23 protein-coding genes and 1 riboswitch are annotated in these 24469 nt (G+C 59.6%); of the genes, 11 read left to right on the forward strand and 12 right to left on the reverse strand.

Annotated elements, in window-relative coordinates:
- Positions 1-148: 148 nt before the first annotated feature.
- The 5 genes from CKW21_RS21800 to tkt form a co-directional block, all read right to left on the reverse strand.
- Positions 149-481 (reverse strand): MliC family protein, encoded by a 333-nt coding sequence (locus CKW21_RS21800; RefSeq protein ID WP_095195975.1) that lies wholly within the window; start codon positions 479-481, stop codon positions 149-151.
- A gap of 56 nt (positions 482-537) precedes the next feature.
- Positions 538-759, reverse strand: coding sequence for a hypothetical protein (locus tag CKW21_RS21805; protein WP_095195976.1), 222 nt, complete (start codon positions 757-759; stop codon positions 538-540).
- Between the two features lie 34 nt (positions 760-793).
- Positions 794-1957, reverse strand: coding sequence for a phosphoglycerate kinase (locus tag CKW21_RS21810; RefSeq protein WP_095195977.1), 1164 nt, complete (start codon positions 1955-1957; stop codon positions 794-796).
- Between the two features lie 25 nt (positions 1958-1982).
- The gene (gene epd / locus CKW21_RS21815; RefSeq protein ID WP_095195978.1) at positions 1983-3038 is read right to left on the reverse strand and encodes an erythrose-4-phosphate dehydrogenase; all 1056 of its coding nucleotides are present in this window, start codon (positions 3036-3038) and stop codon (positions 1983-1985) included.
- Between the two features lie 153 nt (positions 3039-3191).
- Positions 3192-5189 carry a transketolase gene (gene tkt, locus CKW21_RS21820; protein WP_095195979.1) on the reverse strand — a complete coding sequence of 666 codons (1998 nt, stop codon included), beginning with the start codon at positions 5187-5189 and terminating at the stop codon, positions 3192-3194.
- Positions 5190-5462: 273 nt separating this feature from the next.
- Between tkt and CKW21_RS21825 the strand changes: the two genes are divergently transcribed.
- The 4 genes from CKW21_RS21825 to CKW21_RS21840 all read left to right on the forward strand — a co-directional run bounded on the left by CKW21_RS21825 (position 5463) and on the right by CKW21_RS21840 (position 10079).
- On the forward strand, positions 5463-6458 hold the full coding sequence (locus tag CKW21_RS21825) for a metalloregulator ArsR/SmtB family transcription factor (RefSeq protein ID WP_095195980.1): 996 nt from the start codon (positions 5463-5465) through the stop codon (positions 6456-6458).
- An 18-nt stretch (positions 6459-6476) separates the two neighbouring features.
- A complete protein-coding gene (gene metK, locus CKW21_RS21830; RefSeq protein WP_095195981.1) occupies positions 6477-7667 on the forward strand; it encodes a methionine adenosyltransferase in 1191 nt (396 codons plus the stop codon).
- A gap of 237 nt (positions 7668-7904) precedes the next feature.
- The gene (ligB, locus tag CKW21_RS21835; RefSeq protein ID WP_095195982.1) at positions 7905-9584 is read left to right on the forward strand and encodes an NAD-dependent DNA ligase LigB; all 1680 of its coding nucleotides are present in this window, start codon (positions 7905-7907) and stop codon (positions 9582-9584) included.
- A 99-nt stretch (positions 9585-9683) separates the two neighbouring features.
- The gene (locus CKW21_RS21840; protein WP_095195983.1) at positions 9684-10079 is read left to right on the forward strand and encodes a DUF1090 domain-containing protein; all 396 of its coding nucleotides are present in this window, start codon (positions 9684-9686) and stop codon (positions 10077-10079) included.
- 130 nt (positions 10080-10209) lie between these two features.
- Here the strand turns inward: CKW21_RS21840 and CKW21_RS21845 are convergent, their stop codons facing one another.
- On the reverse strand, positions 10210-10659 hold the full coding sequence (locus CKW21_RS21845; protein WP_095195984.1) for a cytochrome c: 450 nt from the start codon (positions 10657-10659) through the stop codon (positions 10210-10212).
- A gap of 128 nt (positions 10660-10787) precedes the next feature.
- On the opposite strand from CKW21_RS21845, the gene CKW21_RS21850 reads away from it, so the two are divergent.
- Complete coding sequence (locus CKW21_RS21850) at positions 10788-11972, forward strand: murein transglycosylase A (protein ID WP_095195985.1); 1185 nt, start codon at positions 10788-10790, stop codon at positions 11970-11972.
- Between the two features lie 142 nt (positions 11973-12114).
- Here CKW21_RS21850 and CKW21_RS21855 read toward each other — a convergent pair whose 3' ends face one another.
- Both CKW21_RS21855 and CKW21_RS21860 read right to left on the reverse strand, forming a co-directional pair.
- Positions 12115-12498 carry an MAPEG family protein gene (locus CKW21_RS21855; RefSeq protein ID WP_095195986.1) on the reverse strand — a complete coding sequence of 128 codons (384 nt, stop codon included), beginning with the start codon at positions 12496-12498 and terminating at the stop codon, positions 12115-12117.
- Positions 12499-12529: 31 nt separating this feature from the next.
- Positions 12530-13363: an EamA family transporter gene (locus tag CKW21_RS21860; RefSeq protein WP_095195987.1), complete on the reverse strand. Its 834-nt coding sequence runs from the start codon at positions 13361-13363 to the stop codon at positions 12530-12532.
- Between the two features lie 303 nt (positions 13364-13666).
- On the opposite strand from CKW21_RS21860, the gene CKW21_RS21865 reads away from it, so the two are divergent.
- Entirely contained in the window at positions 13667-14836 is a 1170-nt protein-coding gene (locus CKW21_RS21865) for an MFS transporter (protein ID WP_095195988.1), read from the forward strand.
- Positions 14837-14842: 6 nt separating this feature from the next.
- Here CKW21_RS21865 and CKW21_RS21870 read toward each other — a convergent pair whose 3' ends face one another.
- The gene (locus tag CKW21_RS21870; RefSeq protein ID WP_095195989.1) at positions 14843-15730 is read right to left on the reverse strand and encodes a formate/nitrite transporter family protein; all 888 of its coding nucleotides are present in this window, start codon (positions 15728-15730) and stop codon (positions 14843-14845) included.
- A 167-nt stretch (positions 15731-15897) separates the two neighbouring features.
- Entirely contained in the window at positions 15898-16302 is a 405-nt protein-coding gene (locus CKW21_RS21875; RefSeq protein WP_007981658.1) for an acyl-CoA thioesterase, read from the reverse strand.
- A 188-nt stretch (positions 16303-16490) separates the two neighbouring features.
- Positions 16491-16593, forward strand: a riboswitch (S-adenosyl-L-homocysteine riboswitch).
- Between the two features lie 23 nt (positions 16594-16616).
- Here CKW21_RS21875 and ahcY point away from each other — a divergent pair.
- The 4 genes from ahcY to CKW21_RS21895 all read left to right on the forward strand — a co-directional run bounded on the left by ahcY (position 16617) and on the right by CKW21_RS21895 (position 22132).
- Positions 16617-18026, forward strand: coding sequence for an adenosylhomocysteinase (ahcY, locus tag CKW21_RS21880; RefSeq protein WP_095195990.1), 1410 nt, complete (start codon positions 16617-16619; stop codon positions 18024-18026).
- A 159-nt stretch (positions 18027-18185) separates the two neighbouring features.
- Positions 18186-19031, forward strand: coding sequence for a methylenetetrahydrofolate reductase [NAD(P)H] (gene metF / locus CKW21_RS21885; RefSeq protein WP_095195991.1), 846 nt, complete (start codon positions 18186-18188; stop codon positions 19029-19031).
- Between the two features lie 194 nt (positions 19032-19225).
- Positions 19226-20041: an ABC transporter substrate-binding protein gene (locus tag CKW21_RS21890; RefSeq protein ID WP_095195992.1), complete on the forward strand. Its 816-nt coding sequence runs from the start codon at positions 19226-19228 to the stop codon at positions 20039-20041.
- Between the two features lie 222 nt (positions 20042-20263).
- Positions 20264-22132: a DEAD/DEAH box helicase gene (locus tag CKW21_RS21895; protein WP_095195993.1), complete on the forward strand. Its 1869-nt coding sequence runs from the start codon at positions 20264-20266 to the stop codon at positions 22130-22132.
- Between the two features lie 252 nt (positions 22133-22384).
- Here the strand turns inward: CKW21_RS21895 and CKW21_RS21900 are convergent, their stop codons facing one another.
- Together CKW21_RS21900 and CKW21_RS21905 are read right to left on the reverse strand one after the other, a co-directional pair.
- A complete protein-coding gene (locus CKW21_RS21900; protein WP_095195994.1) occupies positions 22385-22981 on the reverse strand; it encodes a YceI family protein in 597 nt (198 codons plus the stop codon).
- 32 nt (positions 22982-23013) lie between these two features.
- The gene (locus CKW21_RS21905) at positions 23014-23565 is read right to left on the reverse strand and encodes a cytochrome b (protein WP_095195995.1); all 552 of its coding nucleotides are present in this window, start codon (positions 23563-23565) and stop codon (positions 23014-23016) included.
- 399 nt (positions 23566-23964) lie between these two features.
- Between CKW21_RS21905 and CKW21_RS21910 the strand changes: the two genes are divergently transcribed.
- Entirely contained in the window at positions 23965-24465 is a 501-nt protein-coding gene (locus CKW21_RS21910; RefSeq protein ID WP_095195996.1) for a hypothetical protein, read from the forward strand.
- Positions 24466-24469 lie beyond the last annotated feature (4 nt).

The raw sequence follows: 24469 nt of genomic DNA on the forward strand, positions 1-24469 counted from the left end.
TGCGAATTCGGTGTTGCATCAATCTCAAATTCGACACCGCCCCTGTGGGAGCGAGCCTGCTCGCGAAGGCGATCTTGCAGCCCACATCGCAGTGCCTGTCAGACCGCTTTCGCGAGCAGGCTCGCTCCCACATTGGGTCTCGTGTCAGCTATTGCGCTTTACAACCGCGGCCAATCAAATCATTGGTGGCGACCCAGTAAACCAGGCCTTCCTCACCTTTTACGTGAAACGCCAGCATGTCGTTGCTGTACAGCGCACCCGACGCACCCGGCTCCTGCTTCAAGCGATAGACCTGATCGGCACCGCCCAGACGTACATCGACTTCCTTGCGGCTGTCATCGGCGTAGCGCCAGAGCACTTTGGCCTGGCTGTCGCAGGTCCAGGTGGTCCAGCTGTCGGCCGCAGCGGACGACTGGAACGGGTTCAAGTTAGTGCATCCGGCCAGCAAAGCCAGCGCCGTAATGGCGATAAAACCTTTCATCCGTGTTCCTCGGCCGACAGCGCACGCCATCGGCACTGGGTAAAGAGTCAGACCCGTCAAGGACAACCATGTTCCTTGGCGGGGGTCTGTGTCTCGTATTTGTCCAGGCCGTCAGGCCCGGAACGCTTGTTGAGCACCGGATTGGTTTCCGCCTGCCAGTCGGCCTGGTAACAGCCATTCTGTGGTGCAGCCGGCGCAGGCTCCGGCGTGGCTTTCGGGTTACTCCCGCAAGCCGCCAGCGAACCCGCGACGATCAACAGCGCTAACGTCTTGACCATGTAAACACTCCCTTGCCTGGTCAAACGGGCGGCCTCAGGCCTTGGCCCGGCTTTCCAGGACTTCAACGGCTGGCAGCACCTTGCCTTCGACGAACTCGAGGAACGCGCCGCCACCGGTAGAAATGTAGGAGATTTGCTCGGCAACGCCATACTTGTCGATGGCCGCCAGGGTGTCGCCGCCGCCAGCGATGGAGAACGCCGCGCTGTCCGCGATGGCTTGGGCCAGCACCTTGGTGCCGTTTCCGAACTGGTCGAACTCAAACACGCCGACCGGGCCGTTCCACAGGATGGTTTTCGACGATTTCAGCAGTTCGGCGAAATTCGCTGCGGTCTGCGGACCGATGTCCAGAATCATGTCATCGGCAGCGACGTCAGCGATCAGTTTCACGGTGGCCGCTGCGCTTTCGGCGAATTCCTTGGCAACCACCACATCCACTGGCAACGGAACGCTGACCTTGGCGGCGATGGCGCGGGCGGTGTCCAGCAGGTCTGGCTCGTACAGGGATTTGCCGACCGGGTGACCGGCAGCCGCCAGGAAGGTGTTGGCAATGCCGCCGCCGACGATCAACTGGTCGCAGATCTGGCTCAGGCTGTTCAGCACGTCGAGTTTGGTCGAAACCTTGGAACCGGCAACGATGGCAGCCATTGGCTTGGCCGGTGCACCCAGGGCCTTGCCCAGTGCGTCCAGTTCGGCGGCCAGCAGCGGGCCAGCAGCAGCGACCTTGGCGAACTTGGCTATACCATGCGTCGAACCCTCGGCGCGGTGTGCCGTGCCGAAGGCGTCCATCACGAACACGTCGCACAGGGCGGCGTATTGCTTGGCCAGTTCATCGGCGTTCTTTTTCTCGCCCTTGTTGAAGCGCACGTTTTCGAACAGCACGATGTCGCCGGCTTTCACGTCGACGCCACCCAGGTAATCGGCTACCAGCGGCACTTCACGCCCCAGCGCCTTGCTCAGGTAGTCGGCGACTGGCTTGAGGCTGTTCTCGGCGGAGAATTCGCCTTCGGTCGGACGGCCAAGGTGCGAGCAAACCATCACTGCCGCGCCTTTTTCCAGGGCCAGCTTGATGGTCGGCAGCGAAGCCAGGATTCGCGCATCGCTGGTGACTACACCGTCCTTGACTGGGACGTTGAGGTCTTCGCGGATCAGTACGCGCTTACCTTGCAGATCGAGGTCGGACATCTTCAACACGGTCATGGGTCGCATTTCCTGGGTTACTGATTTAGAGAGCAGTTGTTGGAGTCGCTGTTTGCAGATAGTGCTCTGCAACATCCAGCATTCTGTTGGCGAAACCCCATTCGTTGTCGAACCAGGCCAGGATGTTCACCAGCCGTGGGCCGGAAACGCGGGTCTGACTGGCATCGACGATCGCCGAATGTGGGTCGTGGTTAAAATCACAACTGGCGTGGGGCAACTCGGTATAGGCCAGAAGGCCTTTGAGCGGGCCGCTGGTGGCAGCCTCGCGCAGGATCCGGTTGACCTCGGTGGCGTCGGTGTCACTCACCGTCTGCATCGTGATATCGAGGCAGGACACGTTCACCGTCGGCACACGTACGGCTTTGGCCTGAATTCGCCCGGCAAGTTCCGGCAACAGGCGTTCGATGCCGCGCGCCAGACCGGTGGACACCGGAATCACCGACTGGAACGCCGAACGGGTGCGGCGCAGGTCTTCATGGTGATAGGCGTCAATCACCGGCTGATCGTTCATCGCCGAGTGAATCGTGGTGATCGATACATACTCCAGGCCGATAGCCTGATCCAGCAGGCGCAACAGCGGCACGCCGCAGTTGGTGGTGCAAGAGGCGTTGGACACCAGCAGTTCGTCACCGGTCAGGCAATCCTGGTTCACGCCATAGACGATGGTGGCGTCGACATCCGCCTCGCTGGCCATCGGCTGGGAAAACAGAACGCGCGGCGCGCCCGCGTCGAGGAAACGCTGGCCGTCTTCACGGGTGTGATAAGCGCCAGAGCATTCCAGCACCAGATCGACGCCCAGCGACGCCCAATCGATGCCTTCGGGGGTGGCACTGCGCAATACCTTCACGCAGTCGCCATTGATATGCAGACAATCGCCGTCGACCTTCACCTCACCGGGAAAACGCCCGTGGGTGGAGTCGAAGCGTGTCAGGTATTCGATGCTGGCCATGTCGGCCAGATCGTTGATCGCGACAATTTCAAACCCGGCCTTCTCGCCTCGCTCGAACAACGCACGCAAGACGCAACGACCAATCCGGCCGTAGCCGTTGAGTGCAACTTTGTAGGGACGCGGTTGAGGCATGGGGGTTCTCGATTACCGTGGTGAATCTGTCACTGCAGCGTTGCCTGACCGACCGCTATCGCGGGCAAGCCCGCTCCCACAGGGTCGGCGAAGATCCTTGTGGGAGCGGGCTTGCCCGCGATGGCGCCAGAACAGGCAATACATACCCTGAACTTAGTCTTCCAGCAGCTCTTCAGCCTGACCCAGGATGTTTTCCAGGGTGAAGCCGAACTCTTCGAACAAGGCCGACGCAGGTGCCGACTCGCCGTAGGTAGTCATGCCGATCACGCGACCTTCCAGGCCGACGTACTTGTACCAGTAGTCGGCGTGGGAAGCTTCGATGGCGATACGGGCGCTGACCTGCAACGGCAGGACCGATTGCTTGTAGCCGGCATCCTGGGCATCGAACACGCTGGTGCAAGGCATGGAAACCACACGCACCTTGCGACCTTGCTCGGTGAGTTTGTCGAAGGCCTGAACGGCCAGGCCGACTTCCGAACCAGTGGCGATCAGGATCAGCTCAGGCTCGCCGGCGCAGTCCTTCAACACGTAGCCGCCACGATTGATGTCGGCGATCTGCAGGGCATTGCGGGTCTGGTGTTGCAGGTTCTGACGCGAGAAGATCAGGGCCGAAGGACCATCTTTACGCTCCAGCGCATACTTCCAGGACACCGCCGATTCAACAGCGTCAGCTGGACGCCAGGTGTCGAGGTTCGGCGTGCAGCGCAGGCTGGCCAGTTGCTCGATTGGCTGGTGAGTCGGACCGTCTTCGCCCAGACCGATGGAGTCGTGGGTATAGACGTGGATCACACGCTGCTTCATCAGGGCCGACATGCGCACGGCGTTGCGGGCGTATTCCATGAACATCAGGAAGGTCGCGCCGTAAGGCACCAGGCCACCGTGCAGGGCAACGCCGTTCATGATCGCGGTCATGCCGAACTCGCGCACGCCGTAGTACATGTAGTTGCCGCTGGCGTCCTCAGCGGTGACGCCTTTGCAGCCTTTCCACAGGGTCAGGTTGGAACCGGCCAGGTCAGCCGAACCGCCAAGGAACTCAGGCAGCAGCGGGCCGAACGCGTTCAGGGCGTTCTGGCTGGCTTTACGGCTGGCAATGGTTTCGCCCTTGGCAGCGACTTCGGCGATATAAGCATCGGCTTTTTCGGAGAAGTCAGCCGGCAGCTCACCGCTCAGACGACGAATCAGTTCGTTGGCTTCGGTCGGGAAGGCCGCGGAGTAGGCTGCGAAACGCTGGTCCCACTCGGCTTCGACCGCGCGGCCGGCTTCCTTGGCATCCCACTCGGCATAGATGTCGGCCGGGATTTCGAACGGGCCGTGGTTCCACTTCAGCGCGGCACGGGTCAGGGCGATTTCCGCGTCACCCAGCGGGGCGCCGTGGCAATCTTCCTTGCCTTGCTTGTTCGGCGAACCGAAGCCGATGGTGGTCTTGCAGCAGATCAGGGTTGGCTGATCGCTTTTACGAGCGGTATCGATCGCGATTTTGATCTCTTCCGGGTCGTGACCGTCGACATTGCGGATCACTTGCCAGTTGTAGGATTCGAAACGCTTGGGCGTGTCATCGGTGAACCAGCCTTCGACTTCGCCGTCGATGGAGATGCCGTTGTCGTCGTAGAAGGCGATCAGCTTGCCCAGGCCCAGGGTGCCGGCCAAGGAAGCGACTTCATGGGAAATGCCTTCCATCATGCAGCCATCACCCAGGAACACGTAGGTGTGGTGATCGACAATGTTGTGGCCAGGACGGTTGAATTGCGCCGCCATGACTTTTTCGGCCAGGGCAAAACCCACGGCGTTGGCCAGGCCCTGGCCCAGTGGACCGGTGGTGGTTTCAACACCCGGGGTGTAGCCGAGTTCCGGGTGACCCGGGGTGCGGCTGTGCAGCTGGCGGAACTGCTTCAGGTCTTCGATCGACAGGTCGTAGCCGGTCAGGTGCAGCAGCGAGTAGATCAGCATCGAGCCATGACCGTTGGACAGCACGAAGCGGTCACGGTCGGCGAACGATGGATTGCTCGGGTTGTGCTTGAGGTAGTCGCGCCAAAGCACTTCGGCAATATCCGCCATACCCATAGGGGCACCGGGGTGGCCGCTGTTGGCTTTTTGCACGGCATCCATGCTGAGGGCACGAATGGCGTTGGCACGCTCACGACGGCTAGGCATCGCTGTTCTCCTGCGGGTTCTGAATCGAGAGTGAATAAAACGAAACGGAAAAAAGGCGAGCATTTTCCCTCACCGAGCCGCCTCGGGGCAATGACAGATAGTCATCTGAAGGCGTTTTTCCAATCGATAACGACGGTTTCGGCTGGTGAAACCTTTCCGCCACTCGTTTGTTGACTGAAGCTAACGTTAAGAAGTGCCATCTATCGAGCAATATCAAAACTTTTTGATATTGCTCTTGCGGTGCTTCCGACGCATGACTAGACTGCCGGCCTTATGAATTTACGTGTGCCTTCCATTCGCCATGACGATTGCGATGAGTTGGCGGCCTTGTGCAAGGCCGCTGGCGATCCTCTGCGGCTGAATGTTTTGCGCGCGCTGGCCAACGATTCGTTTGGCGTGCTTGAGCTGGCGCAGATCTTCGGTATCGGCCAGTCCGGCATGAGCCATCACCTCAAGGTATTGGCCCAGGCCGACCTGGTAGCGACCCGCCGTGAAGGCAACGCGATTTTCTACCGTCGCGCCCTGCCCCACACCGAAACCCTGGGCGGCAAACTGCACATGGCCTTGCTCGACGAAGTGGACGAGCTGACCCTGCCTGCCGATGTGCAGTCGCGGATAACTCAGGTCCACGGACAAAGGGCGGCGGCCAGCCAGGATTTTTTCTCACGGGTCGCGGAGAAGTTTCGCGCCCAGCAAGACTTGATCGCCGGCCTGCCGCAATACCGCGATAGCGTGGTGGCCTTGCTCGACAAACTGAGTTTCAGCGAAGGTGCCACAGCCATCGAGGTCGGCCCCGGAGACGGTGCTTTTCTACCGGAACTGGCGCGCCGCTTCACCCAGGTCACGGCGCTGGACAACAGCCAGGCGATGCTCGAACTGGCGCGTCAGGTGTGCGAGCGCCAGATGCTGACCAACGTCAGCCTGCAACTGGCCGATGCCTTGAACGGCGTGAGCCTCAAGGCCGATTGCGTTGTATTGAACATGGTGCTGCACCATTTCGCCGCGCCGGCCGATGCGCTCAAGCACATGGCCAATTTGCTGCAACCAGGCGGTAGCCTGTTAGTGACAGAGTTATGCAGCCACAACCAGAGTTGGGCCAAGGAGGCCTGCGGTGATCTCTGGCTGGGGTTTGAACAGGACGACCTGGCCCGTTGGGCCACCGCTGCGGGACTCGTTCCCGGGGAAAGCCTCTATGTAGGCTTACGTAATGGTTTCCAGATCCAGGTCCGCCATTTTCAGCGGCCGGCTGGCGACACTCACCATCGGTAATTTCAGGAAAAAATCGAGATGAGCGAATACTCCCTTTTCACCTCCGAGTCCGTGTCTGAAGGGCATCCGGACAAAATCGCCGACCAGATTTCTGATGCGGTACTGGACGCCATCATTGCTGAAGACAAGTTCGCCCGTGTGGCGTGCGAGACTCTGGTGAAAACGGGCGTGGCAATCATCGCCGGCGAAGTCACCACCTCGGCCTGGGTTGACCTGGAGCAGATCGTTCGTGACGTGATCACCGACATCGGCTACACCAGCTCCAACGTCGGCTTCGACGGTGCGACCTGCGGCGTGATGAACATCATCGGCAAGCAGTCTCCTGACATCAACCAGGGTGTCGACCGCGCCAAGCCTGAAGATCAGGGTGCCGGCGACCAGGGCCTGATGTTCGGCTACGCCAGCAACGAAACCGACGTACTGATGCCTGCACCGATCACGTTCTCGCACCAGCTTGTGCAAAGGCAAGCCGAAGCCCGTAAATCCGGCCTGCTGCCTTGGCTGCGTCCGGACGCCAAATCGCAAGTAACCTGCCGTTACGAAAACGGCAAGGTTGTCGGTATCGACGCCGTTGTTCTGTCGACCCAGCACAACCCGGAAGTGTCGTACAACGACCTGCGCGAAGGCGTGATGGAACTGATCGTCAAGCACGTGTTGCCTGCCGAGCTGCTGACCAAGGACACCCAGTTCCACATCAACCCGACCGGCCAGTTCATCATCGGTGGCCCGGTAGGTGACTGCGGTCTGACCGGCCGCAAGATCATCGTCGACAGCTACGGCGGCATGGCCCGTCACGGCGGTGGCGCGTTTTCCGGTAAAGATCCATCGAAGGTTGACCGTTCGGCTGCCTACGCCGGTCGTTACGTGGCGAAAAACATCGTCGCCGCCGGCCTGGCCGAGCGTTGCGAGATTCAGGTGTCCTACGCCATCGGCGTCGCCCAGCCGACTTCGATCTCGTTGAACACCTTCGGCACCGGCAAGATCAGCGATGACAAGATCGTCAAGCTGGTCCGCGAAGTGTTCGACCTGCGTCCATACGCGATCACCAAGATGCTTGACCTGCTGCACCCGATGTACCAGGAAACCGCAGCGTACGGCCACTTCGGTCGTACCCCGGCAACCAAGACTGTGGGTGACGATACTTTCACCACCTTCACCTGGGAAAAAACCGACCGCGCCGACGCCCTGCGTTCCGCCGCCGGCCTGTAAGCCTTTCCCGGCTGTACCAGAAGCCCCGCACGGTTTTGCCGTGCGGGGCTTTTTATGGCCTTGCATTCGAGACCGCATCGCCCCCTTCGCGAGCAGGCTCGCTCCCACAGTTAATCGCATTCCCCTGCTCGCGAAGAAGCCAGTCCAGACAACAAAACATTCGGCAAAACACCCACCCTTCAAGCCAGCCAGTACTCGCCTAGCCTTCAGGCACCCCAATGAGCAAGGACGCTCGCGATGCCCCTCACCCTGCGCCTGTTTTTCACTTGCCTGCTGACCCTTTCCAGCCTGAACGCCAACGCCACCCCATGCCCCGACTGGCCAACCGAACGCGCCTCGAACGAAGTCGCTGCACTGCAAAAACAGATCGACCTCTGGGACGACAGCTATCACCGCGAAGGAAAATCCCTGGTCACCGATGAACTCTATGACCAGTCCCGCGCGCGCCTTGCCCAGTGGCACCAATGCTACAATCGTGACTCACCCACAAATCCACTGCGCACCGCGCGCGGCACGATTGCCCACCCCATCGCCCACACAGGCCTGGAAAAACTCCACGACGATCAAGCCGTCGAACACTGGCTGCGTGATCGCACGGACGTCTGGGTCCAACCCAAGGTCGACGGCGTTGCCGTAACCTTGATCTATCGCCAGGGCCGGCTGACCCAGGCGATCAGTCGTGGCGATGGTTCACATGGCCAGGACTGGACGACTTCGGTACGTCAGATTGCAGCCATCCCCCAACACCTCTCGCAACCCCTGGACCTGTTGGTGCAAGGCGAACTCTACTGGCGCCTGGACGGGCACGTGCAGGCTCGGGACGGCAGTCTCAATGCCCGTGCCACCGTCGCGGGCTTGATGGCTCGCAAAGCACTAAGTTCGCAGCAGGCAACCGGGATAGGCCTGTTCGTCTGGGACTGGCCCCGAGGTCCGGAAAAGTTGCCAGAGCGCGTCGCGATGCTGGATGAACTGGGATTTCCCGGTACCAAAGCGTACAGCCAACCGATCAGCGCACTGGCCGACGCACAGCGCTGGCGCGACCACTGGTTTCGCTCGCCCCTGCCGTTTGCCAGCGATGGCATCGTCCTGCGCCAGGCAAACCGACCACCCGCCGAACGGTGGCAAGCCAAGCCGCCTTACTGGATCGCCGCCTGGAAATACCCTTTCGCCCAGGCACTGGCGCAAGTGCGCAAGGTTCACTTCAAGATCGGCCGGACCGGGCGGATCACCCCGGTGCTGGAGTTGACGCCGGTGATGCTCGATGACCGGCAAATCAAGCGTGTCAGTGTGAGCTCCTTGCAACGCTGGCAATTTCTGGACATTCGGCCCGGTGACCAGGTCGCCATCAGCCTGGCCGGCCTGACCATTCCCAGACTGGATGGCGTGGTGCTGCGCAGCACCCAGCGACCGGAACTGAACGTGCCGCTGGCAACGGATTTTCATTCGCTAAGCTGCTGGCAACCCACTCCGGGATGCGAGGGTCAATTCCTCGCCCGCCTGACTTGGCTCAGTGGCAAGCAGGGCCTGGCTTTGTCCCATGTCGGCCCTGGCACCTGGGAAAAGCTTCTTGAATCAGGCCGCCTGAAAGGTCTGCTCGATTGGTTGACCCTCGATGCTCAGGAGCTTGCTAACATTGATGGTTTCGGCGAGCGCAGTGCCGCGCGACTTTCGAGCAGTTTCGACAGTGCCCGGCAACGATCTTTCGCCCGTTGGCTCAAAGCCCTGGGCATGCCACCGACAGGCCAGGCACATCTCGTTGATTCATGGCAGGCGCTGGCGAATCGAAACATCGAACAATGGCAGGCCGAATCCGGGATCGGCCCGGGACGCGCAGCGCAACTGAGCGCGTTTTTCCGCGACCCGCAGGTCCTGGCCTTGAGTGAAACATTACGGGCGGCAGGGATTGACGGTTTTTAACGACCGGTAATGCCTTGGCACCCGGGAACCCTCTAGTACCGATGGGCTCAAACAAGCCATCGCTGCATCGACACGATTGCCTTTTCACATGGAGCTTTTATGAAATTTCTTTCACCGCTCGCCCTGTTGGCCCTTTGCAGCGTGATGGCCGCCCCGCTGATGGCGGCCGAAGATGCACCGGGACTGACCGGCTGCGCCGCCAAGAAGCAAGGCATCATCAATCAGATCGAACTGGCCAAGTCCCACGGTAATGCCGAGCAGCAGGCGGGGCTGGAAAAAGCCCTGAGCGAAGTCACCGCCAACTGCACGGACGCCTCACTGAAAAAAGAACGGGAAAACAAGGTGCTCGACGCCAAGCACGAAGTCAGCAGGCGTCAGGCCGACCTCGACAAGGCCATGAAAAAAGGCGATCCCGAGAAGATCGACAAGCGCAAAGAGAAGCTCGCCGAGTCCCGCAAGCAATTGCAGGAAGCGGTCGATGAGTTGGATAAGTAAGAAACGGTAAAAAACGTGGATCGTTGGCGTTGCCAGATCCGTCTTCGCGAGCAGGCTCGCTCCCACAGGGGAATGCGATTAACTGTGGGAGCGAGCCTGCTCGCGAAGGCGTCAGACCCGGCACCGCCAATCAATGATCCCGAAATTCTTTATGACACGCACTACAGGCGTCTTCGACCTTCTGCACCGCCGGCCCCAGGTTGCTGGCCTTGTAGGGCTGAACCTGGCTGGCGATCACCAGTTCGCCGGTAGCGGCTTCAAGGGTGCGGGCCATTTCCTGAAAGCGCTCCTGCTGTTGCCAGACATCGCTTTTGGCACTGGTATGGTCTTCTTCACGCATTTGCGGGAAATGCTTCCAGGGTTCACGGGACAACGCGTCAAGTTTCACCGCGCCGTCAGCGAATTTCGGGCCATCGAACGGAATACGGCCACGCAACATGCCACCCAGGTCTTCGCCGGTCTTGAGCATTTGCTTGAAAATGGCCTTGCGCTGACCCAGTGGCGAATTGGGATCGACACCGCCGCAGGCGGACAACGTCAGACAAGCCAGCAATACAACAGTAAGTCTTTTAAGAGTCATGGCAGCTTCAGGTCACAGGAAACGGCGGCCAGTATCCTCGCGTCATCGGCAAACACCAATAGCCCTATTATCAATACGGGTTGCATGAGCGCATGGAGCACTCAGGCAACCGGCAAAGGAATTACTCCATGAACAGCCGTATCAAGGCATGGCGTTGCAGCCTGGCCTGGACCCTGCCAATGGTGGCCCTGCTCGCAGGCTGCACCGGTGGCGACAAACAACAACCGAAAACCCACGCCTTGGCCACCTACTCCAGCGCCACGTGGGAGGCGCTGCCGGCAGTTTCCGACAATGACCTGGTTGCTGGCTTCGGCTCGTGGCGCAGCGCCTGCACACGACTCAAGGCCGACCCGGTCTGGGGTACCACCTGCGCAGCAGCCGCCAACGTACCGCAAACCGCTGGCGAGATTCGTGGCTTTATCAAGCAGAACCTCGATGTCTATGGCCTGCGTGCCGCCAATGACAACCCCAACGGTTTGATCACCGGTTACTACGAACCGGTCTACCCCGGCAGCCTGACCCAGACGGCAACGGCGAACATCCCGGTGTATGGCGTGCCCGACGACATGATCATCGTTGCCCTGGACAGCATCTACCCGGAACTCAAAGGCAAACGTCTGCGCGGCCGGCTCGAAGGCCGCGTACTCAAGCCATACGACGATGCGGCAACGATTGAAACCAAGGGGGTCAAGGCACCGGTGGTGGCCTGGCTGACTGATCCAATGAACCTGCAGTTCCTGCAGATCCAGGGTTCGGGTCGTATCCAGCTCGACAGCGGTCGCCAGTTGCGCATCGCTTACGCCGACCAGAATGGCCACCCGTATCGGCCGATCGGACGCTGGCTGGTGGAGCAAGGCGAACTGAAGAAAGAGGACGTGACCATGGGCACGATCAGCGCCTGGGCCAAGGCCAATCCGTCGCGCATTCCGGAACTGCTCGGCAGCAATCCAAGTTATGTGTTTTTCACCCGCAACCCCGACAGCAACGAAGGGCCTCGCGGCTCGTTGAATGTGCCGTTGACGGCGGGTTACAGCGCAGCGGTAGATCGCAAGGTCATTCCGCTGGGCAGCCTGTTGTGGCTATCCACCACCAAACCGGATGGCACCGCATTGGTTCGACCGGTGGCGGCGCAGGACACGGGCGGCGCAATTGCCGGCGAGGTTCGCGCAGATCTGTTCTGGGGCACGGGCGATGCGGCCGGGCAACTGGCCGGGGACATGAAGCAACAGGGGCAGATCTGGATGCTGTGGCCTAAGGGCGCGGCGCTGCCGCAAGTGCCCCAGGTGGCTGATGCAGAGAAGACCAAGCCCTGAGTCAAGCGTTGGCCATCAGATAGCTTTCGCGAGCAGGCTCGCTCCCACACGGGTTCATTGCCGAACACAAGATTTGTGTTCAATGAAGATCCACTGTGGGAGCGAGCCTGCTCGCGAAGGGGTCGTTATCGGCAATAAAGATTCAGGCCGACACAACAAAAAACGCCACAATCAACCCCATCCCCACAAACCACATCAACGACCGCAACGTCGCCAGATCCGTTAGATAAAAAATGATGTACAGCAGCCGGCTGGTGATGAACAACACCGACAGCACGTTGATCGTCACCAATTCCGCATTACCGGCCAGGTGAGCCACGATCACCGCCGCGGCGAACGCCGGGGTCACTTCAAAGCTGTTCAGTTGCGCCGCATTTGCGCGCCTGCCCAATCCTTCCAGCGAATCGAGAAAACCCCGGGGGTCATGGTTGTGTCTCAACCTGAACCCGCCGCTGATCTTGGCCACACCCACACATACATACGGCAGGAAAATCGCAATCAAAATGCACCACAGAGCAACCGTCATAAAGCAGTCCCTTCTTCACGTTACAGAGCCGTCAGAATTTCATCACCAGCATGCCGATCAGCACCAGTCCACAGGCCAGTAGCCGTGGCCTGCCAAAAGGTTCTTTCAGGTAACGCATGCCGAACAGCACCACCAGAATCACACTGATCTCGCGCAACGCCGCCGCTTCGGCAATCGAGCCCAGCTGCATGGCCCACAGCACCAAAGCGTAGCTGAACAACACGCAGAACCCGACCGCCAGCCCCAAACGCCACTGCTCACGCCAGAACAACCTGAACGCCGGCCGCTTTCGCACCCAGGCCAGCAACGGGAATGGCCAGGCGCTGAGCAGCGTCACCCAGACCAGATAGTCCAGCGGGTGCGACCAGCGCCGCAGCGCCTGACCGTCGATGTAGGTGTAGCAACCGATGCACAGGCCGATCAGCCCCACCACCGGCAACATCGACCAAGGCAGGCGCGCACCGCCTCCGCCCTGCCAAAGCAGGCACAGCATGCCAAGCGGGATCAGCAGAATCCCGAAGATCTGCTGATGGGTCAGCGCTTCCCCGGCGAAGATCAGCGTCAGCGCCAGCACCACCAGGGGTGACAACCCGCGCATCAACGGATAGACCAGCCCGAGGTCACCGACCCGGTAGGCCTGGATCAACAGATAGCGATAGAGCAACTCGAATGCCGCGGAAGCCAGAATCCAGGGCCAGATTTCAACGGGCGGCAGCTCCACGAAAGGCAACATCAGCGCGACAAAAAGCATCGCCACGCTGTCCATGCAGGCCACCACCAACAAGCGCTCAGCGCTGAATTTGATCAGGGTATTCCACGCCGCATGCAACAGCGCCGCCACCAACACCAGAGCCGTCGCAAGCACGGCACACTCCTTTTTGTTTTCCCGCATCCCATGTAGGAGCGAGCTCGCTCGCGAAAAACGTCAGAACAACGCGTATATCCTGAAAACACGCGTCATCGTTGATATCCATCGCGAGCAGGCCCGCCCCCACAGAATTGATTCGCGATATGTCAGCAGCTGTTTATACTGCAAGCGACCACGCCGCACTCAGTTGCGCACAGACTAATTCCAATAACATCCGCCCTTGCCCGCTCTCGTCGAGAACGGTCTTCGGCATGCGTATGCCTGATCACAGCGTCAAGACTACCGACAGAGACCTTGCGCATGCCACTCGCTTTGCTTGCCCTCGCTGTTGCCGCGTTCGGCATCGGCACCACTGAATTCGTCATCATGGGTCTGCTGCCCGATGTTGCCCGCGACCTCGCGGTGAGCATTCCTCATGCCGGTCTGTTGATCACCGGGTACGCCCTGGGCGTGGTGTTCGGCGCGCCGATCCTCGCGGTCGGCACCGCCAATATGCCGCGCAAAGCCACATTGCTGGGCATGACGCTGATGTTCATCCTCGGCAACATGCTCTGCGCCCTGGCCCCGAACTACGCCACGCTGATGGCCGCCCGAGTGGTGACCGCGCTATGCCACGGTGCGTTTTTCGGCATCGGCTCGGTGGTCGCCGCCGGGCTGGTGGCGCCGAACAAACGGGCTCAGGCGATTGCGATGATGTTCACCGGCCTGACCCTGGCCAACGTGCTGGGCGTGCCACTGGGCACCGCACTTGGGCAATACGCCGGCTGGCGCTCGACGTTCTGGGCGGTGTCGGTGATCGGTGTGATCGCCGCCATTGCGCAATGGATCTGGTTGCCGAAGGACATTGCGATGGACAAGGCCAACCTCGCCAGCGAGTTCAAGGTTTTGGGCAAGGTCAACGTGCTGCTGGCGCTAGGCATGAGTGTGCTGGCCTCGACCAGCCTTTTCAGCGTATTCACCTACATCGCACCGATCCTGCAGGACATCACTGGCGTGAGCCCCCATGGCGTGACAATCATGTTGCTGTTGTTCGGGGTGGGCTTGACGGCGGGCAGCATGCTCGGTGGCCGCCTCGCCGACAGTCGCCTGTTGCCGTCGCTGGTCGGCATGGCACTGGCCGTGGTGCTGGTGTTGGCCACCTTCAGCCAGACCAGCCACTCGGTGATTCCGGCGGCGATTACCCTGGTGCTGTGGGGGATTTTTGCATTCGCGTTGTGCCCGATCCTGCAATTGCTGATCATCGATCAGGCCCACGAAGCGCCAAACCTGGGATCGACCCTGAACCAGAGCGCATTCAACCTCGGCAACGCAGCGGGCGCATGGATTGGCGGATTGGTGGTGGCCAGCGGCGCGGATCTGGCGGACTTGCCCTGGACGGGCGCGCTGGTCAGCGGCCTGACAGTGCTGACCGCGCTGTTTTTCATCTACCTGCAACGCCGTGGCGTAGCAGCGGTTAATGCCCCAAGCTGAAATCGACTATTTTTTGATCTTTTGCGGGTCGGGCTCCTCGCCCTGATCCGCTGTATTTTTTGGCGGCCCGCTCTCACTGCGAATTTGTGCATGGCTGATCAACGCGAAGATGAAGCTGCCACCGATGATGTTCCCTACCAGCGTGGGACCGGCGAATACCAGCCAGAAATCCTTCCAAGGCAGTTCACCGGCAAACACCAGGTACGAGACCTCCAGCGAACCGACCACGATGTGGGTGAAATCCCCCAGCGCCATGAAGTAGGTGATGAGGATGATGATCCACATCTTGGCGCTCTCCATGGATGGGATCATCCAGACCATGGTGGCGATCATCCAGCCAGAAATAATGCCCTTGGCGAACATCTGGCTGGGGTGGTTTTCCATGACCTTGCGACCGATGTCGAGGAAGGCCACGTCGGTCTTGCTGTCGAAAATCGGCAACTCCAGCATGACGTAGGCCACCAGCAGGGTCCCGCAAAGGTTGCCGAACAGCACCACAGACCACAACCGGAGCAACCGACCAAAGTTGCCCAGCGTGGGTTTGCTCATGATCGGCAACACGGCCGTCAGGGTGTTTTCGGTGAACAGTTGCTGGCGGGCGAGGATCACCGCAAGAAACCCGGCGCAGTAGCCGAAACTGGCGATCACCTTGAAACCTTCGTCGTCCGGCAGGCGGGAATTGAGCAGCCCCATGGCCATCAAAGACAGGCCCATGGTCAAGCCGGCAGCCAGGGCCGACCACCACAGCGCGGCAATACTGCGCTCCAGTTCCTGATCGCCTTGGGTGCGGATGATTTCGTGCAGCACCGCCGCGCGCGGTGGCTGGCTTTTCTCGACTTCGTGCTTTTCTTTGGGCGAGAGGTCGGGGGTCTTGCCGGTTTTGTGAGTGTCCATAACGCTCCTGAACCGCTGGCGTGCGATGTAGTTACGACCCGCGCGGATCACGCCTGTTCAGTAGCCCGATAAATCTCCGTTGCCCCTTTCGCGAGCAGGCTCGCTCCCACAAGGGATTGCGTTTCAATGTGGGAGCGAGCCTGCTCGCGAAGGGGCTGCCACCGTATTCATTGAACGGCGTCATCATCCTTGAACTGATCTTTGACGTACTTGATCTCGGTCCGGCCGTGCGGTGCCGGCAATCCGTCTTCGCCAAGGTTGACGAACACCATTTTCTCGACGGTCAGGATGCTTTTGCGGGTGATTTTGTTGCGCACTTCGCAAGTCAGGGTGATCGAGGTGCGGCCGAACTCGGTGGCGGTGATGCCCAGTTCGATAATGTCGCCCTGACGGGAAGCGCTGACGAAGTTGATTTCGGAAATGTACTTGGTGACGACGCGCTGGTTACCCAGCTGAACGATGGCGTAGATCGCCGCTTCTTCGTCGATCCAGCGCAGAAGACTGCCGCCAAACAGCGTGCCGTTGGGGTTCAGGTCTTCGGGCTTGACCCATTTGCGGGTGTGGAAATTCATGGGGGACTCCGAGGTGGTTGAACGATGGTGGTGAATGCCCCCAGCTTCAAGCCTCAAGCCACAAGCTGCAAGTAAAAGCCGACCTGCTCTCGCTTGTCGCTTGCAGCTTGCAACTTGCAGCTCAAAGAAAGCTATAATCGCCCCCGTTTCAAAACGGTAACTTCAACTTGCTACCGTTTTCCCGCCACCTGTCCGAGGGGCGCTGCAGCAGGCTGGACCTGTCAGGCTCGGATGGGGCGTTGCCAGGCCTTGATCGGCCCGACACTAAACGCACAACGGCGCCCATTCGCATACATTACGAATGGAGGCTCTTCATGAGCGCTGTTATCACGCCTGCAGATTTTAACGATTACAAAGTCGCCGACATGTCCCTGGCTGCCTGGGGTCGTCGCGAAACCATCATCGCCGAATCCGAAATGCCGGCCCTGATGGGTCTGCGCCGCAAGTACTCCGAAGAGCAACCGCTCAAGGGCGCGAAGATCCTCGGCTGCATCCACATGACCATCCAGACTGCCGTGCTGATCGAAACCCTGGTTGCCCTGGGTGCCGAAGTACGCTGGTCGTCCTGCAACATTTTCTCGACTCAAGACCAGGCTGCCGCCTCCATCGCCGCTGCCGGCATTCCGGTTTTCGCCTGGAAAGGTGAAACCGAGCAGGAGTACGAGTGGTGCCTGGAGCAAACCATCCTCAAGGATGGCGCGCCTTGGGATGCCAACATGATCCTCGACGACGGCGGCGACCTGACCGAACTGCTGCACAAGAAGTACCCACAGGTACTGGATCGCGTTCACGGCGTGACCGAAGAAACCACCACTGGCGTGCACCGCCTGCTGGACATGCTGGCCAAGGGCGAGCTGAAAATCCCGGCCATCAACGTCAACGACTCGGTGACCAAGAGCAAGAACGACAACAAGTACGGCTGCCGTCACAGCCTGAACGATGCGATCAAGCGCGGTACCGACCACCTGCTGTCCGGCAAGCAAGCGCTGGTCATCGGTTACGGTGACGTGGGCAAGGGCTCCGCTCAGTCCCTGCGTCAGGAAGGCATGATCGTAAAAGTCTCCGAAGTCGACCCGATCTGCGCCATGCAAGCCTGCATGGACGGTTTCGAACTGGTTTCGCCGTTCATCGACGGTATCAACACCGGTACCGAAGAAAGCATCGACAAAGCGCTGCTGGGCAAGATCGACCTGATCGTGACCACCACCGGTAACGTCAATGTTTGCGACGCAAACATGCTCAAGGCCCTGAAGAAACGCGCTGTTGTCTGCAACATCGGTCACTTCGACAACGAAATCGACACCGCTTTCATGCGCAAGAACTGGGCATGGGAAGAAGTGAAGCCACAGGTTCACAAGATCCACCGTACCGGTCCTGGCGCATTCGATGCCCAGAACGACGACTACCTGATCCTGCTGGCCGAAGGCCGTCTGGTTAACCTGGGCAACGCCACTGGCCACCCAAGCCGTATCATGGACGGTTCGTTCGCCAACCAGGTTCTGGCGCAGATCTTCCTGTTCGGCCAGAAGTACGCCGACCTGTCGCCAGCCCAGAAAGCCGAGCGCCTGACGGTTGAAGTACTGCCGAAGAAACTCGACGAAGAAGTGGCCCTGGAAATGGTCCGCGGTTTCGGCGGCGTTGTGACTCAACTGACCAAGACCCAGGCCGACTACATCGGCGTGACCGTCGAAGGCCCGTTCAAGCCGCACGCTTATCGCTACTAACAGGCGCTGATTGTTCGCTCTCCCTGTGGGAGCGAGCCTGCTCGCGAAGGGGCCATCGCATTCAACATTTGCGCTGGCCATTAAATCGCTTTCGCGAGCAGGCTCGCTCCCACATGGGACAGCAGCGCCTCGAAGGCTCTTGTTTCCAAGGATATGACCATGTCCCAAGATCGTCGCTACAGCTTCGAGTTCTTCCCTACGAAGACCGATGCTGGGCATGAAAAGCTGCTCGCCACTGCTCGTCAGCTGGCCACATACAACCCCGACTTCTTCTCCTGCACCTATGGCGCTGGCGGTTCGACCCGTGATCGCACCCTCAATACCGTGCTGCAGCTCGAAAGCGAAGTGAAAATCCCTGCCGCACCGCACTTGTCTTGCGTGGGCGATAGCAAGGACGACTTGCGCGGCCTGCTGGCCGAGTACAAAGCGGCCGGCATCAAGCGCATTGTTGCCCTGCGCGGCGACTTGCCGTCGGGCATGGGCATGGCCAGTGGTGAGTTGCGCCACGCCAATGACCTCGTCGAATTCATTCGTGAAGAGACCGGCAATCATTTTCACATCGAAGTCGCCGCCTACCCGGAAATGCATCCGCAGGCGCGTAACTTCGAAGACGATATCGCCAACTTCGTGCGCAAGGCCAACGCCGGCGCCGACAGCGCGATCACCCAGTACTTCTTCAACGCCGACAGTTATTTCTACTTTGTCGACCGCGTGCGGGCGCTGGGCGTGAACCTCCCGATCGTGCCGGGCATCATGCCGATCACCAACTACAGCAAACTGGCACGCTTCTCCGACGCCTGCGGTGCGGAAATCCCGCGCTGGATCCGCAAGCAACTGGAAGCGTACGGTGACGATACCCAAAGCATTCAGCGTTTCGGCGAGCAAGTCATCACCGAGATGTGCGATCGCTTGCTGCAAGGTGGCGCGCCAGGATTGCACTTCTACACACTGAATCAGGCCGAAGCGAGCCTGGCGGTGTGGAACAACCTGAAGTTGCCGCGTTAAAAATCGTCAAAGAAAGATCAAAAGATCGCACTCTGCGGCAGCTCTTACATTGGAATGTGAAATTTCTGTAGGAGCTGTCGCAGACTGCGATCTTTTGTTTTCACATGCACTTTTATTGTGCGCAAAGACACGGAGATAGAGCATCTGCAGCCAGTTTCTGGCTCTTTCCCGTTTCTCGTCGTAATCTCAAGCCCATGCCTTTGATCACGCAGTTAATCGCCGTGTTTGTCTTCACTTGCCTGAGCTTTGCCGCTCGGGGCGAGAAATTGCGCATTGTCACGGAACCCTGGGCTCCTTACGTGTATGAGGAAAACGGCAAATCCCTGGGCCTGGACTACGAAACCACGGCGATTGTCTTCAAGCGCCTGGGCATCGAAGTGGAGTGGCAGTTCCTGCCGTGGAAACGTTGTCTGTCGATGCTTGAAACGGGTCAGGCCGATGGCGCGCTGGACATTTTTCACAGCGATGAGCGCGACGCGACCCTGCTCTACCCCAGCGAACCGCTCTCGGAAGTCCAGTTCGTGATGTTCTATGCCAATGATCGACCACACCCGTTCCGCACCCTCGACGAACTTCGCGGCCTGACTATCGGCACCTCGCCGGGTTACCTCTACAGCAAGGATTTCAGGGAGTCGACGTTGTTCACCCGCGAGCCGGCACCCAGCCATGAAGCCAACTTCGGCAAACTGGTGCGCGGACGGATCGACCTGCTGATCACCGACCGCCGTGTCGGCCAGCATCTGCTCGACGAGCTGAACATCCGCGACAGGATTACCGAAAACCCCACGATCATCAGCCAGCAGAGCCAGTTTCTGGCGGTGCGGCGCAATGCCGGTATGGATTTGCTGGTGCAGCGCTTCGGTGCCGAGCTCAAGCGCTTCAAGCGCGAACCGGCCTATGCCGAGCTAAGCGCCCGCTACGGTGCTGCCCCGACAAATGCAGCGAGCGCCGCCAGTGTCAGCGCCGCCCGTACAAAAACCGTTGAGCAGCAGGAAAGCGGCGCGCAGTGATTGCTCTGTTATACTCCGGCCTTCCCGCCAGGCTCACGCCCGGACGCCCGGAATCGTTCAAGGCATCTCGACCCCGCTACAGCGCAGCTTTTCAGCCCGCGCGAGCGCTCCAGACGAGCCTTCGAGACCCGGCAGGACCGGACGGGATAGCGTCCTCTTAAACGCCATTCGCGCCAGGCAAGACTCCCATTGGGCCAAGCCCTAACTAAAACAGGATTACTCATGTCCTTTGCTTCCCTCGGTCTCTCCGAGGCTTTAGTCCGCGCTATCGAAGATGCGGGCTATACCGAGCCTACTCCGGTGCAACAGCGGGCCATTCCCGCCGTGTTGCAAGGTCGCGACCTGATGGTCGCGGCGCAGACAGGTACTGGTAAAACCGGCGGTTTCGCCCTTCCGATCCTGGAGCGGTTGTTCCCCAACGGTCACCCGGACAAATCCCAGCGTCACGGCCCGCGCCAACCGCGTGTATTGGTCCTGACCCCCACTCGCGAACTCGCCGCACAAGTGCACGAAAGCTTCAAGGTCTATGCCCGTGACCTGAAATTCGTCAGCGCCTGCATCTTCGGCGGCGTCGGCATGAACCCGCAGGTTCAGGCCATGTCCCGCGGTGTCGACGTGCTGGTGGCCTGCCCTGGCCGTCTGCTCGATCTCGCCGGCCAAGGCAGCGTCGACCTGTCCCACGTTGAAATCCTCGTGCTGGACGAAGCCGACCGCATGCTCGACATGGGCTTTGTCCATGACGTGAAGAAAGTCCTGGCGCGCCTACCGGCCAAACGGCAGAACCTGCTGTTCTCGGCGACGTTCTCCAAAGACATCACCGACCTCGCCGGCAAGCTGCTGCACAACCCGGAACGCATCGAAGTCACGCCGCCGAACACCACGGTCGAGCGCATCGAACAGCGCGTGTTCCGCCTGCCCGCCAGCCACAAGCGTGCGCTGCTGGCGCATCTGATCACCGCTGGCGCCTGGGAACAGGTGCTGGTGTTCACCCGCACCAAGCACGGCGCCAACCGCCTGGCCGAGTACCTGGACAAGCATAGCCTGAGCGCTGTTGCGATCCACGGCAACAAGAGCCAGAACGCCCGTACCAAAGCCCTGGCCGATTTCAAGGCAGGCAGTGTGCGCATCCTGGTCGCCACCGACATCGCCGCCCGCGGCCTGGACATCGACCAGTTGCCACACGTGGTCAACTTCGAACTGCCGAACGTCGATGAAGATTATGTGCACCGCATCGGCCGTACCGGCCGTGCCGGTCGTTCGGGCGAGGCGATCTCGCTGGTGGCCCCGGACGAAGAAAAACTGCTGAAAAGCATCGAGCGCATGACCAAGCAGAAAATCGCCGATGGCGACCTGATGGGCTTCGATGCCAGCGCCGTGGAAGCTGAAAAACCGGAAGCCCGCGAACGCCCGGACATGCGCAACCCGCGCAATCCACGTGGCCCGCGCGGTGATGGTCCGAACGGCAGCGGTGGCGGCCGTAAAGACAAGGGCAAGGACAAGGGCAAGGAAAAACCTGCCGCCTCCGGTCGCGGCGAACGCCCGGCCCGTGAACAGAAGCCGCGCGAAGGCACCCCGGCCCGTGAACAGCGTCAACCGAGCCAGCCGCCTCGCGCCGCTGCCGACCGTGCGCCGGATGAGTTCCTGGACGACGATATCGATAACTTCGGTAACCGCGTCGACTACGTGCCACAACAGAAGCCAGCCCATGGCCGCGGCCGCCGTCCGGGTGCTCCGGCACAAGGTACAGCTACCGGTTCGGGCGCTCCACGTGGCGGCAAGCCACAGGGTCGTCAGAACGGTCCGCGCAACAGTGATGGCGCCAGCACCGGTACGCCGCCAGCCAAACGCAGCGGCCCACGCAACGGTGCGCCACGTGACGGTCAGGCCCGTCGCGAAGACTCGCGCAATCGTCGTCCGGCCCGTGACGACCAGGCCCGTTCGGAACCGGCCGTGCAGAACCCGCGGGGCAACGCGCCGAAGATCATGCACAAGGAGTCCAAGGCCGACCGCTTCCCGACACCTGAGCAGCTGGATCAACTGCCAAGCCGCCCTCGCGGCGAAAAACCGGCGTTGCTGACCCGCAATCGCTGATTTGTCGCTGAAATGAAAAATGCCCCGGGCTCGAAAGACCCGGGGCATTTTTTATGGCAAATGAGAAACCCTGTGGGAGCGAGCCTGCTCGCGAAAGCGGTCTATCCGTCATTTCCATGTTGATCATACCGCCGTCTTCGCGAGCAGGCTCGCTCCCACAGGGATTGTTGATACCGGCAGAGTTTGTTGTACGGCAATAAAAAACGCCCGCGCTCGTGAGAGCAGCGGGCGTTTATGTGTCAGGCGCGAAAATTACTTCGCTTTGACACCTTCAAACGTTACGTACAGTTCAACCGCGTCAGACGCTGGACCCAGGTCTTTCTGCTTGCCGAAATCGGAACGCTTGAGGTTGGTGGTGCCTTCGAAACCGGCACGGTAGCCGCCCCATGGATCCTTGCCTTCACCCAGGAAAGTGGCCTTGACCACGATCGGCTTGGTCACGCCGGCGATGGTCAGGTCACCGGCCACGTCGGCAGTGTCTTTGCCGGCGGCGTTTTTACCGGTGGGTTTGACGCTGGTGGACACGAAGGTGGCTTTGCCAAACTTGCCTGCGTTCAGGAAATCACCGCTGGCGATGTGCTTGTCGCGCTCGGCGTTGTTGGTGAACACGCTGGCGGTGTTCACGTTGAACTCGATCTTGCTGGCTTCAGGCTTGGCAGCGTCGAAGCTGAACTTGCCGTCAATGTCCTTGAAAGTACCGGTGATGTAGCTGTAGCCCAGGTGGCTGATCTTGAAGTCAACGAAGGCGTGCTGTCCTTCCTTGTCGACCACGTAGTCAGCGGCCATAGCGTTACCGGCGGACAACAGGGCGGAACCGATTGCCAGAGCGGCCAGAGTCTTTTTCAACATACTTTGTTTTCCTTTGGAGTCGAGGTTGAGCTTCAGGCTTTGCGACCCAGCATTCGCTTGAGGGTCACATCGCGATCGATAAAGTGGTGCTTCAATGCTGCCAACGCATGGAGGCCGGAAAAAATTACCAGCACCCACGCCAGGTAGAGGTGAATCACGCCAGCGGTATCTGCCTGGTCCGGTAGTCCGGATACCAGTGCAGGGACTTCAAACAGGCCAAACACCGGAATCCCGACACCTTCGGCGGTGGAAATCAGGTAACCGGCAATCATCACAGCGAACAGACTGAGATACAGGAAGCCATGGCCGAAATGGGCGCCGAGGCGCGTCATACGGCTGTAGCTGGTCAAGGTGGGCGGCGGCGGACTGACGAAGCGCCACAGTACCCGCAGCAGCATCACACCCAGCAGTACCAGGCCAATGCTCTTGTGCAGATCCGGCGCGTCTTTGCGCCAGACGCTGTAGTAGTCGAGACCGACCATCCACAACCCCAGCGCGAACAGACCGAACACTGCCAATGCCACGCCCCAGTGCATGACTATGCTGACCAAACCATAACGGGAAGTAGAGTTACGTAGCTGCATTGCCTGGATCCTGTGAGTGCTGGCCCAAAGACTATCGAGTTATCTATCGAATTAAAGCGGAAAATTTTGCTTTGAAATATCGAGAAATGCGATCAAGAGTCTGAAATGGCTGAGTTAAGGAAAGATTAAAGGCCAAAGTCTGGCAGGGAGTGAGTGCAAGGCTGGAAATTTTTTCCGCCTGCCGAGGCCTCTTCGCGAGCAGGCTCGCTCCCACAGTGGATCTGTGGGGAACACGGTTTTCCTATTCGCATCAGCTCCCTTGTGGGAGCGAGCCTGCTCGCGAAAGCGATAGATCAGCAGCAGATATTTTTTGACAAACGATAAATATGTATAGCCACTTCCATTTTTTAACTTGATTGAATGAGTACTCAATAACACTCACTGATCAAGGTGAAGAACATGGCTATTACTTATACCCCGTTTCAAGCAAGTGGCAGCCCGGTGCTACCTCCCAATCAAAAGATGTCGTCAGGACAATACCTCACGTCCGAGAATGGACGATTTCAATTGGTATTACAGGCTGATGGAAATTTGGTCATTACTGATGGAGGCTCTGTAGTCTGGGTTGCTGATGGCAATCAGCCTTATAGTAAAACTTTGTACCCGAAAAGAATGGGTGAGCCACTTATGTTTGTAATCAGTAACAATGGCTTTCTTTACGATCCATCCAGAAGGCGATTGTGGATTGCTGAAAGCACTCATAGCATTGATAAATCGCTCTGGTACAACACCTGTATGGTTATTCAAGATGACGGGAATCTGGTCATTTACGATCAGCGTAACGGAAATTTGTGCTGGGCACGCTCTGGATTCGTCCCTGGTCGTATCCCAAAGCCAAAGGAAAGGCAGGTCAGAGTACTACCGGATGGTACGGAGATTACTTTATGGAAATTTCCGTAGGCCG

Source organism: Pseudomonas sp. Irchel 3A7 (assembly GCF_900187565.1).
Classification (GTDB): domain Bacteria; phylum Pseudomonadota; class Gammaproteobacteria; order Pseudomonadales; family Pseudomonadaceae; genus Aquipseudomonas.